Here is an 11,210-nt window from a genome sequence, read left to right on the forward strand (position 1 = left end):
TCCTTATCGACCGACCGCCCTATCGTCCACGAATGACATCGGAACGCGAGGTCGTGTACACCTTGTGAAACTGGTCGAAGTGCACGTTGAAGAAACCCTCTTCGGTCACCCCGCCCTCGCGCCACTTCCAGCTCCAGACCGTTTCCGGCTTGAGCGGATAGACGGCGACCTGCCCCGGCTTGCCGAGCAGACGCCGCACCTCGTCTTCGCTCATGCCCGGCTGCACCTTGGCGAAATTGGCGGCGGTCAGCACCTGGGTGATGGCCTGCAGCTTGCCGTCTCGGTCGATGTCGACCATGTAGGTGTTGAGCCCCTCGGGGCCGCGCGGATACTCGAGGCGCTTCGAGCCGTCGGTGAAGGTGCGTTCGGTTTCCGGCTCGCCCATCTGGCTGCGCACCTGCGCTTCCGTGGTGATGCCCGGGGTCAGGCCTTTGAGCAGCAGCGCGTCAGGCTTGACGGCATTGAAGAACGCCTTGAGTTTTTGCACAGCGCGTTGGCCCTGTTGGTCGTCGCACCCTGCCAGCGCGAGTGACGCGGCTAGCACGGCGGCGGTAAGCAGTCTGAAGCTCGAAGCCATCTGTCGGGTGGGGAGGCAGTCACTCTATGAAGGTTGGGTGACAGGATAGCAAACCGTGCCCCCACGTGCAGAGGGACGGTTCGCAAGACGTGAACCGAAAATACGCTCAGCGCGTGGACACTTCCGGATTGAAAAGGTCGAGCGGGATTGCCGAAGTCGAACAGGGTCGGATAGCACAAACGAGAACGGCGCAGTGCAATGCGCCGTTGGGTGCTGCTGTTGACACAACGAGGAGGGGAAGCTACGGGTAAATCGAACAGGGAGAGACGACACGCAGCGGTCCGGCCCGAACGAGGCAATCAGCCGCAGATGGCCGCTGACCCTACGCTTTCGCCCGCTACAGACCGCTGCACACGGCCGTCTGGTCCCTCGACTATTTTGCCCAGGTGCCGATAATTTAGACGCATTGCATGGATTAGGCGAGCCAGCGTTTACACCGAATTGGCTGAGGATTACGCGCGCCCGGCGGCCGCTGGTTCGACCCCGGCAAAACCCGTGCGCCCCGCGGCCTGTAGCACCGAGTCGTTCTGCGGGGTATGGATGCGCGCACACAGCACGTCGCGGTAGTGGCGCTCCAGCGGATGATCGCGGCTCAGGCCCGGATTGCCGCTCGCCTCGACGGCCAGTTGCACTGCTTCGATCGCCTGATTGGTGACGGTGTACTTGACGAGCGGCGCCTCTTCCAGCGCGACCCGCTCGGCGTGCGCAGTTGCATCGAGCAGCACGCGATTGTTAAACAGCAACGCATCGATACGGCCGAGCGTTTGCTGAAACGACGCTAGGCTCGCGAGCGGCGCGCCGAGATTGGCCGGTGCGCGCGTCGCGGCCCACTGTGCGAACCAGTCACGCGCCGCTCGGGCCACGCCGTCATAAACCGCCGAGAGCAACACGCTCATCCACGCGACGCCGAGCGGGTCGAGCCCCGCGCCCGGTTCGCCGGGAAGCTGCACATCGACCGCATGCGAGAGCGGCACGAAGACGTTCTCGAAGACGATCTCATGGCTGCCTGTCGCCCGCATGCCGAGATGATTCCACGGCGTGCCGACCCGCACGCCAGGCGCGTCGCGCGGCGCCAGCCAGACGCCGACGCGCGGCGGCGTCTCGTCGCTGCGCGCCCACACCGCGAGCCAGGTCAGACCGGGGCTGCCGGTCGAATAGATCTTGCTGCCGTTGATCAGCCAGCCCTCGCCGCTACGTGTGGCGAGCGTAGCGGGCAAGCCACCGCGTGCCGGTGTGCCGAGCTCGGGCTCGACGCGCAGCGAGTTGATCAGCGCGCCATCGCGCACCGCTTCCCGGGCGACCCGCTCGCGCAAGTCGTGCGGCCAGCGCTGATTGCCTTGCAGGCGGTGGTGAAACAGATACTGCATGACCAGCACCAGCGCAGTCGACGGCTCGCCGCGCGCCACCGCACGCACCACCTGCAAGGCCTGCGGCAGGCTCACGCCGGCGCCGCCCAGTTCGGCCGGCACCGTCAACGAGAGCAGATCGTACTCATGCAGCCGCGCCAGATTGCCGTGCGGAAATTCGCCGCTGCGATCGTGGTCGGCGGCGCTCGCGGCAAACTCCGCGCTCAGTTGCGCGAGCAATGCGCCGAACGCGGCGCTATCGAGCGGCGGGTGGCGCCGTTGCGCAGCTTTTTGCGCGGCTTTTTGCGCATTGGTATCGGTACGGCCAGCAGCGAAATCAGGGGCGTTCATCGAAGCTCCGGTGTGCCGGGTTCAGTGGTCTTTTCATGCTTCTTCATGCGCTCAGGCCGGCCTAAGGCAAGGGAAAACTGCGGTCGAAGCTCGCTCGCACATCGAGATGCGTGGGGATCACATTGGCCGCTTCATAGGTATCGGCGGTACGCTGCTGCGCGGCAATCACACTGTCGTCGAGCGCCACCGGATGCACCTGGTTGCGCTGATACACCGTCTTCAGCACATCGGGCGGCAGACCGGTCACGCGCGATTGCATGACGGCAACCTCATCCGGATGCGACAAGGCCCACTGCTGGCCCAGTGCCACCCGCCGCAGAAAATCCGCCAGTTGTGCGCGCTTGTCGGCAATCGCACGCTCGGTGGCAACCTGATAGCTGAGGCCTTCGGATAAACCCACGCCATTGGCGATGATACGGTCGTGATCACGCGACTCGCCGAGCGCCGTGTACGGGTCCCACACCGACCACGCATCTACGCTGCCCGACGCGAGCGCGGCCTTGGCATCGGCTGGGGCGAGAAACACCAGCGTGACATCGGAAAGCGGCACATTGGCCCTCTTCAGCGCGGCGAGCACGAGGAAATGGCCGATCGAGCCGCGCGTGGTAGCGATGCGCTTGCCCTTCAGGCTCGCTACATCGGTGAGCGGCGAATGCGCGTTGACGACGATCGCCAGATCGACCGGATGCGAGCGTGTCGCCGCCACGGCCCGCACCCGCGCACCGGCGGCAAGCGCGAACACCAGCGGCGCATCGCCGAGGCCACCCACGTCTACCGCGCCGGCGTTCAACGCCTCGCCAAGCGGCTGAGCCGCCGGAAAATTGAACCACTCGATGTGATACGGCAAGTCTTTGAGCTGACCCGAAGCTTCGAGAATGCCGCGCGTTTGCAGGGACTGGTCACCGACCTTCAACACCGGCAAGTCGTCCGCGTGCGTTATGTTGGACCACGAGGTCAACACGGTGAGCGCAAGCGTCAAGAAAGACCAACGGAGGGAAAAGCGTGTCGTCTTCATATCGTACGTTACTGGGTCTGTTCAGACTACGGCGCAGACGTTGGACTACCTGCGAGCAGAGCCAACGGCATGCGCCGCGACCTGCGGCCTCAGCATGCGCGTCTGCACGCGGCAAGCCACCATCAGCAACGACGATACGGTACGCTTCTGTATAAGACAAACGCATTATTCTGCTAAGCAAATATGCGGGAAATACCGCACCAGGTGATATGCGGACCGCGCATTGCAGGTATCATCGAGCGCACGCTGACCTGTCCTTTCACCTCAACGCTGAACATGAAGATCGACGATATCGACGCGTTCGTCGCTGTCCTGCGCGCGCAATCGCTACAGGAAGCCGCCCAGACCCTCGGCCTCACGCAGCCCGCCATCACGCGGCGGCTGCAGAATTTCGAGGAGGCTCTCGGCATCGAACTGCTCGACCGCAACACGCGCCCCTTGAAGGCCACCGCAACGGGCCGCGTCGTCTATGAGCAGTGCCGCGTGATCCAGCGCGAACTGGACGTGCTGCGCGAACTGGTAGCCAACGATACGCCGCCGGTCGGCGCGTTGCGCCTCGGTGTCGCGCAGACGATCGCCGACATCGCCCTGACCGACGCCATGCGCGAACTGCGCGACGCCTACCCAGAACTGCAGGCGCGCGCTTCGACCGGTTGGGGCAGCCAGCTGCTGCAACGGGTGGAAGCAGGCGAACTCGATGCCGCGGCAATCCTGCTGCCCGCCAACAAGGCCTTCGCCGAACCGCTCGCCGCCCGCTCTCTCGGCCGCATCAAGCTGGCGGTGGTCGGCCCGAAAGGCGCGCTAAAAAAGCGGCCGCACACGCTGGCCGAATGCCAGTCGATCGGCTGGGTGTTGAACCCGGATGGATGCGGCTTTCGCGAGGGCCTGCAACGGGCGCTGACCGGGCTCGGGCTCGCGCTGAAGCTGAATCTGGAGACGCTCGGCACGGAACTGCAGTTGCAACTCGTCGCCGACGGCAACGGCCTCGGACTGGTGCCGCTGCCCTTGCTGCAGGCAAGCCGTCATGCAGCCAAGCTGGACGTGATCGCGCTCAGCGACTTCAAGCCGCTGATCGATATCTGGTTAGTACACCCTCGTGTGCTGGGCAAGCTGCAGCAGCCGGTGGAACGCTTCGGCGCCTCAGTCGAGCGGCAATTCAAGGCCGCGCGGCCACAGACGCGCGCGGCCTGAAACATGTGGCCGCGCGACGTGGCTCAGATCACATGGAACCCATGCGTGCCGTCCCGTGCGAGCTGCGCCACCAGCCCATACTCCCAGTCGAGGTACGCCTGCATCGCTTCGTGAGCGTTATCCGTGCCCTCGTAAGGACGCCGGTAGCGGTCGATGCGCGGTGACGCGAGACGCGTTTCGCCGTGCTCGAGCGGCAGCCCCGCGGCGATCCATGCGTTCGTACCGCCCGCCAGCACCTGCACCGGCTTGCCCGTCAACGCCGCCAGTTCAGGCGCGGCGAACCGCGCCAGCGCACTGCTCCCGCAGGTCACCACGTAGCGCTGCGCCTCAGGCAATTGATGCAGCGCATCGGCGAGTTGCCCGCGCAATGCAAACCACGCACCCGGAATGTGCTGCTTCACATAGTTCGCACTGGCGGTGAAGTCGAGCAGCACCGTGCCGGGAGCGTCCAGCAGCCTGGCGAGTTCGGCCGGGGCAATTTCGTCGACCGCGGGCGGCGGCACGGCATTGCGCACTACCGGCGTCGCACCCTCCTCGGTGAAATCGGCCGCTGTCAGTCCGTCGATCACATACACCTCGACATTCATCTGCGCGAGCCACGAAGCCGTCATATTGGCGCGCACGCCGTCGCTGTCGGCGAGAATCACGCGGGCGCCGCGCACCGGCGCAAACATATCGGTCTCCTGCACAAGCTGGCCACCCGGCGCACTGCGGAAACCCGGCACATGACTCGCCTGATACTCCTGAGGTGAACGCACGTCGAAGCGATAGACCGTGCGCACCGCTTCCTCAGCCCAACGGCGCGCTTCGTCGCGCGAGGTGCGGCCCACCTCGGCGCGATCGGCGACCGCACGGGCCGAGGCTGATGCGGCGACCCGCAGCGCGTCCACCGTGGCCGGTTCGAAACGGCGCCTACTGCCATGCGCGAGCGTCTGCCCCGCCAGGGTCCAGCCGATCGTGCCGTTACGCAGCGCGGCGACCGGATTCGGCACGCCCGCATTGATCAGCGACTGCGCACCGATGATGCTGCGCGTGCGCCCGGCACAATTGACGACAATCTGCGTGGCCGGGTTCGGCGCCAGTTGCTGGGCGCGCAACACCAGCTCCGCACCAGGCACGCTGACGCTGCCCGGAATGTTCATGGTCTGATACTCGTCGAAGCGCCGGGCGTCGAGCACCACCACGTCGCCGTCGCTATCGAGCAGCGCCTGCAATTGCGGCGCTTCGAGCGAGGGCGTATGCCGCTCGCTTTCCACCAGCTCGCCAAACGCCTTGCTCGGCGCATTGACGTCCTGGAACAGCTCGCCACCCGCCTCGGCCCAGCCGCGCAGGCCGCCGGCGAGCAGCGTCACGTCGGTATAGCCCAGCTCGGTGAAGCGGCGGGCGGCGCGCCCGGCAAGACCCTCGCCGTCATCGAGCACGACAATCGGCACACTGCGGCGCGGCAGGCGCACCGGCGCCTCCAGTTCAAGCTTCGAGAGCGGCAGGTTGGCCGCGAACAGCGGATGACTGCGTGCATGCGGGTCTTCCTCGCGCACGTCAAGCAGTGCGACTTCGCGGCGCTCGAGCAGTGCACGGCGCACGTCTTCGAAAGTACGGGTACGGAACTCAGTCTCAAGTGTCATGGAATAGCCATCTCCTTCGATACATTCCAGATGTTCGGCAATGCGTCATTCGAGTAGCCGGAGATAAACGCCTTGCGGCCGCCCTGATCCGGGTACACCGAGCGCGACACCGCTCCTATATTTGCACCATAAACGTGAATGCTGATCGACACACGGTCGGGGTAAGCATTGCTGACACGATGAATGTCGCCTATGCGCGGCGATACAGCATCGACGGCGCCGGTTTCGAGCCGCCTCGCCGTACCGGAAGCAATCACCGTGCCTTTTTCGTCCAGACGATATGGCTGGGCGATTTCAGCGCCGCGCAATACACCGATCAGACCCCAAACGGTGTGGTCGTGAACCGGCGTCGTCTGTCCTGGCCCCCACACAAAACTCACGACCGAAAAACGCTGGCGCGCATCGGCGTACAGCAGATATTGCTGATAGCGCTCCGGGTTGGGACGCGCATAGTCCTCGGGCAGCCAGTCGTCGTGCGCGATCAGCTCACGTAAATAACTACCGCCCGTATCGAGCAGTCTGGCTTCGGGAGGCGCGCTGTCGAGCAGGATGGCGAACTGTTCGACAAACGTGCGCAAGCGGTCATGCCGTACTAATGGGCTCATAAGTGGCTCACGCTGAGATGAAAGGATCAGGAGTTAAAGATTAAACGACATGCGCAAAAAAATCCCGCAACGCCTGGCCCTCACGACAAACGCGCACAACGCCGGTGTACCACGGCGAGGCTCAGGCGGTTCGCGCCAGCGCACTGTTGAAGGTGTCGGTCCACAGCGGCGCCACATCCACCCGCCGCTCGATCACCGCCGCACGCGCGAACGTGTCGGCCACCTGCTGTTCACTGGCAATATCGGCCGCGGTGACACCGGTGATATGGCGCGCCTGGCTCTGGTTGCGGTACAGCGAGAGAATCGCCTCCTGCGGCACGCGCAGCTCGCCCGACAGCACGCTCGCGTAGTCGGCCTGATGCGCACCGAACCAGTCGCACGCGTGTTGCAGGCGCACCAACAGATCGGCACAGGCGGCGTGCCGCGCGGGGTCCGCCAGCGCCGCCGGGTGTCCGTAATACAGGTAGTTGCCGGACAGATAGCCGTTGGCGTTCTTCAGCACCCGCGCGCCGGCCTGCGAAATGGCAAGCGGCACGTTATAGCCGTAAATCGCCCACGCATCGAGCGTACCCGCGTTGAAGGCCGCGAAGCCGTCACGTGGCGCGAGCGAAGTGGCCTCAATGTCGTTGAACGACAGGCCCGCTTCTTCGAGCATGCGCAAAAGATAATAGTGGGTTGTAGTGGCGCGCAGATAACCGACCCGCTTGCCCTTCAGATCCCCGATCGAACGCGCGGCCGAGCCTTTGGGCACCAGCACGACCTGGTTGTTCACATCGTCTTTCAACACCGCGATCACCCGTACCTGGGCGTTCTGCAGGCGCGCAAAGATCGGTGGAATCTCGCTGCCCGAGGCGACGTCGAGCGAGCCGCCGTTCATTGCCTCCACCATCGCGTTGCCGGACTGGAACTCGCCCCACTCGATCGCGTAGGGGGTGTTGGCGAGACCGGCCGCTTTCAGCAAGGTGGCATCGCCACCTTTGTAGGTTGCCACGCGCAGGCGCAGCTTTGACAGATCGATGGCCGTATCGGCTGACGGCGCGGATGCTGCGGCGGCACCCGCCGTGAAAGCGGCGCCGAAGCCGGCAAGACCGGCAGCGGGTAGCGACAGCAACAGCCGGCGGCGCCGGGACGACACCGGCGTGTCAGTAAGCACGGGCATGAAGAACGCTCAGTCGAAGACGTCGGGCTCGGCGGCCACGAGCCCTTCGAGCAGGCTCTGAAACGCGAACAGCGCGCCGCCTGGCCGCCCCACCTGCTCATGGGTCAACGCAGCAATCTCATGCGGGATGGGCTGCGGTGTGCCCGCGGCTTCGGCGAGCAATTGCGCGTGACAGGCGTTGTCAAGCGCGATATACCACCACGCCGCGGCTTCGACGCTCGGCCCGGCGGTCAGGATGCCGTGATTCTTCAGGATCACGGCCTTGTGCTCACCGAGCGCGGCGGCGAGGCGCGCGCCCTCTTCCGTGTCGAGCACGACACCGCGAAAGTCGTCGAACAGCGCATGGTCCTGATAGAACGCGCACGAATCCTGGGTAAGCGGATCGAGCGTGCGTCCAAGCGTCGACCACGCCTTGCCGTACAGCGAGTGCGTATGCGCAGCCGCCACCACGTCGGGCCGCGCCTCATGAATCGCGGCGTGAATTGCAAAGGCCGCCTGGTTCACCGGCCCCTCGCCCACCACGATTTCGCCCTGCGCGTTCACCAGCAGCAGATCGGAGACACGGATACGGCTGAAGTGCTTGCCGAACGGATTGACCCAGAAGTGATCCGACCATTCCGGGTCGCGCGCGGTGATATGACCCGCCAGGCCCTGATCGAAACCGTAGCGCGCAAAGAGACGAAATGCGACCGCAAGGCGTTCCTGCCGGTAGCGACGCTCTTCGGCCACGCTTGCCCGCGGCGGCACCTCGTCGAACCAGAATTTGCGCAATGGCGCATGGCGCTGCAGCGCCGGTGCGTCTGCAAGAACAGGGGTCACAAAAGCAAGATCGGTCATCGCGCCTCCACTCAGGCAGCCGCGCGTTCGCTACGAGCAATGCGCTCGCGCGTGGCGGGAATCAGTGTGCGGCCGTAGTCGAGCGCATCCTCGAGCGGATCGAAGCCACGGATCAGGAAAGTCGTCACCCCCAGCGCGTAGTACTCGGCGAGCGTATCGGCGACCTGCTCGGGCGTGCCGACCAGCGCGGTCGAATTCGAGCGGCCGCCGATTTCCTTGGCGATCGCGGTCCACAGCCGCTCGTCGGCACGGTCCGCCGCGCCCGACGCCGCCAGCAGACGGCGCGCGCCTTCGCTCTGCGCCGGGCCGCCCACGCCGAGCCCCTGGGCAGCGCGCAGCCGCCGCGTCTCGTCGAGAATCCGGTCGGCCCGCTGCCACGCCGCGGCCTCGGTATCCGCGAGGATCGGCCTGAACGACACCGAGAAACGCACGCTACGCCCATGTCTTGCAGCCTCGGCCCGCACGCGCGTCACCTGCTCGCGCACCTGCGCCTTCGATTCGCCCCACAGCGCATAGACATCCGCATGACGGCCGGCAATCTCGAGCGCGGGCGCCGACGCCCCGCCGAAGTACACCGGCAGATGCGGCTGCTGCAGCGGCTTGACTTCGGAATAGCCCTGCTCGAAACGGTAGTACTTGCCGGCGTGATCGAACGGCTTATCCGAGGTCCAGATGCGGCGCAGAATCGAGACATACTCGTCGGTGCGGGCATACCGTTCGTCGTGCGAGAGGAAATCGCCGTCGCGGCGCTGCTCCGCGTCGTCGCCGCCGGAAATGATGTGTACCGCGAGACGGCCACCCGAATAATGATCGAGCGTGGCGAGCTGCCGGGCCGCGAGCGTGGGCGCCACAAAACCCGGACGGTGAGCCAGCATGAAGTGCACCCGCTGCGTGACGCTGGCGGCATGCGCCACGGTCAGCAGCGCGTCGGGGCTGGTCGAATGATGCGGCACGAGGACACGATCGAAACCGGCTTCCTCGTGCGCCCGCGCAAACTGCTCCACGTATCCGATATCTATCGCCGGACCTTGCGGCGCGTGCGTTTCCGAGACCTTGCGGGTCTGGATCATGCCGATGAATTCGACTGCCACGATGCGTCTCCCAGATGATCGACAGAACGCCGGATGCATGCTGCGCGCACCGGCGGCGACACCCACGGACGGGGCGCCAAACGAGCATCAAAGGTAGCACTGCAACATGCGTTCGTTAAATATTGATAGCCGATAAAGATATCGCAATTGCATGTTTGTGGTGGCCGGGGGCGGTTGCTAACCTCGCTTCGCTACGGCGCATTCCGGCGGTTACGCCGACGGCGCCGCTCCCTTCAATCGTCCTTTCGCGTGGAACCCTGCCGATGAGCGCATTTCGCCCCGACCGCCGCCGCATCCTGCATACCCTTGCCGTCTGCGGCATTGCGCCTGCTGCTGCGTGGCTGCGCACCACGGACGCGCAAGCGGCGGCGCTGGAACTCGTGTTCGGCGATCAGGCCGGTGGCCTGCGCGCCCTGGCTGAAGCGGCCCATGCGCTCGATGGGGCGCCGTATCCGTTTCGCTGGGCCAACTTCCAGGGCGCGGCACCGCTCTTCGAAGCACAACGCGCCAATGCCGTCGATCTGGCGCCGGCGGGCGACCTGCCCGTGCTTGCCGCGGCGATCGGCGACCCGTCCTTGAAGATTGTCGCGACCCGGGTGGGGGCGCCGACCTCGCTCGGCATCGTCGTGCAGGCGGACTCGCCATTGCGACGCGTCGCCGACCTGAAGGGCAAAACGGTGGTGGTATCGTCCGCACGCGGCAGTATTTCGCAATACCAGTTGTACGGCGCGCTGGCCGAGGCGGGACTGACGCGTGACGATGTGAACGTGCGGTTTGTGCTGCCGGTGGACGCCTTCGCTGCGTTTGAGTCTCGCCAACTGGAGGTGTGGGCGACTTTCGATCCGTACTATGGGACGGCTGTGCAGCGTGGAGCACGGGTGTTGCGTGATGGCACGGGTATCAATACGGGGCTTGGGTTTATTACCGCATCCGGTGCGGCGGCGGCTGATCAGGCGAAGCTTCCGGCTCTGGCTGATGCATTGCGCCGGTTTCAGCGCGCCGGCGCGTGGGCCGTGGAGCATCCGGAGGCTTATGCGCAGGTGTATGCGAGTGTGACGCGGTTGCCGGTCGAGACGTCCAGGGTTATTACGGCTCGCTCGGCTTTGCGGCAGCGTCCGGTGAGTGATGAGGATATCGCTGCGCTGCAGAAGGTCGCGGATCGGGCGTTTGGGCAGCTGATGCTGCCTGCCAGGGTTGATGTTCGCGCTGTCGCGCTGCAGGGGATTGGGTAGGTTTTTTGCTCTGCAGGTGGCTTGGCTTTTTGCCTGCGGCGGCTTGTTGTTTGGTTGTTGTTCTTTGGGGTGTTGGCCTTTCCTTGTTTTGTTATCGGTCTATTAGCTTCGCCCCTGTGCGGGGCGGCACTTACTTTCTTTGCCGCCGCAAAGAAAGTAAGCAAAGAAAGCGGGCTGCAAC

Annotated in this window: 10 protein-coding genes; 2 read left to right on the top strand and 8 right to left on the bottom strand. The window is 65.1% G+C overall.

Annotated features, from left to right (window positions below):
* Positions 1 to 19: 19 nt before the first annotated feature.
* From FFS45_RS36835 to FFS45_RS36845, 3 genes are all read right to left on the bottom strand, one after another.
* Positions 20 to 577, bottom strand: coding sequence for an outer membrane protein assembly factor BamE (locus FFS45_RS36835; RefSeq protein ID WP_137959559.1), 558 nt, complete (start codon positions 575 to 577; stop codon positions 20 to 22).
* A 452-nt stretch (positions 578 to 1,029) separates the two neighbouring features.
* Positions 1,030 to 2,274, bottom strand: coding sequence for an acyl-CoA dehydrogenase family protein (locus FFS45_RS36840; RefSeq protein ID WP_137959560.1), 1,245 nt, complete (start codon positions 2,272 to 2,274; stop codon positions 1,030 to 1,032).
* 61 nt (positions 2,275 to 2,335) lie between these two features.
* Positions 2,336 to 3,235 carry an ABC transporter substrate-binding protein gene (locus tag FFS45_RS36845; protein ID WP_249363079.1) on the bottom strand — a complete coding sequence of 300 codons (900 nt, stop codon included), beginning with the start codon at positions 3,233 to 3,235 and terminating at the stop codon, positions 2,336 to 2,338.
* A 330-nt stretch (positions 3,236 to 3,565) separates the two neighbouring features.
* On the opposite strand from FFS45_RS36845, the gene FFS45_RS36850 reads away from it, so the two are divergent.
* Positions 3,566 to 4,480, top strand: a complete 915-nt coding sequence (locus FFS45_RS36850; RefSeq protein WP_137959562.1) for a LysR family transcriptional regulator — start codon at positions 3,566 to 3,568, stop codon at positions 4,478 to 4,480.
* Positions 4,481 to 4,503: 23 nt separating this feature from the next.
* Here FFS45_RS36850 and FFS45_RS36855 read toward each other — a convergent pair whose 3' ends face one another.
* The 5 genes from FFS45_RS36855 to FFS45_RS36875 all read right to left on the bottom strand — a co-directional run bounded on the left by FFS45_RS36855 (position 4,504) and on the right by FFS45_RS36875 (position 9,797).
* Entirely contained in the window at positions 4,504 to 6,105 is a 1,602-nt protein-coding gene (locus FFS45_RS36855; protein ID WP_137959563.1) for a rhodanese-related sulfurtransferase, read from the bottom strand.
* Positions 6,102 to 6,710, bottom strand: a complete 609-nt coding sequence (locus FFS45_RS36860) for a cysteine dioxygenase (protein ID WP_137959564.1) — start codon at positions 6,708 to 6,710, stop codon at positions 6,102 to 6,104. The genes FFS45_RS36855 and FFS45_RS36860 overlap by 4 nt, the downstream gene beginning before the upstream one ends.
* Before the next feature lie 121 nt (positions 6,711 to 6,831).
* Positions 6,832 to 7,869 carry an ABC transporter substrate-binding protein gene (locus FFS45_RS36865; protein ID WP_137959565.1) on the bottom strand — a complete coding sequence of 346 codons (1,038 nt, stop codon included), beginning with the start codon at positions 7,867 to 7,869 and terminating at the stop codon, positions 6,832 to 6,834.
* 9 nt (positions 7,870 to 7,878) lie between these two features.
* Positions 7,879 to 8,706, bottom strand: a complete 828-nt coding sequence (locus FFS45_RS36870) for a class II aldolase/adducin family protein (RefSeq protein WP_249363080.1) — start codon at positions 8,704 to 8,706, stop codon at positions 7,879 to 7,881.
* Between the two features lie 11 nt (positions 8,707 to 8,717).
* Positions 8,718 to 9,797 carry an LLM class flavin-dependent oxidoreductase gene (locus FFS45_RS36875; protein ID WP_137959566.1) on the bottom strand — a complete coding sequence of 360 codons (1,080 nt, stop codon included), beginning with the start codon at positions 9,795 to 9,797 and terminating at the stop codon, positions 8,718 to 8,720.
* Between the two features lie 263 nt (positions 9,798 to 10,060).
* Here FFS45_RS36875 and FFS45_RS36880 point away from each other — a divergent pair, with 263 nt between their 5' ends.
* Positions 10,061 to 11,029, top strand: coding sequence for an ABC transporter substrate-binding protein (locus FFS45_RS36880; RefSeq protein WP_137959567.1), 969 nt, complete (start codon positions 10,061 to 10,063; stop codon positions 11,027 to 11,029).
* Positions 11,030 to 11,210 lie beyond the last annotated feature (181 nt).

Origin of the sequence: Burkholderia sp. 4M9327F10, assembly GCF_005503145.1 — a bacterium.
Lineage (GTDB): Bacteria > Pseudomonadota > Gammaproteobacteria > Burkholderiales > Burkholderiaceae > Paraburkholderia.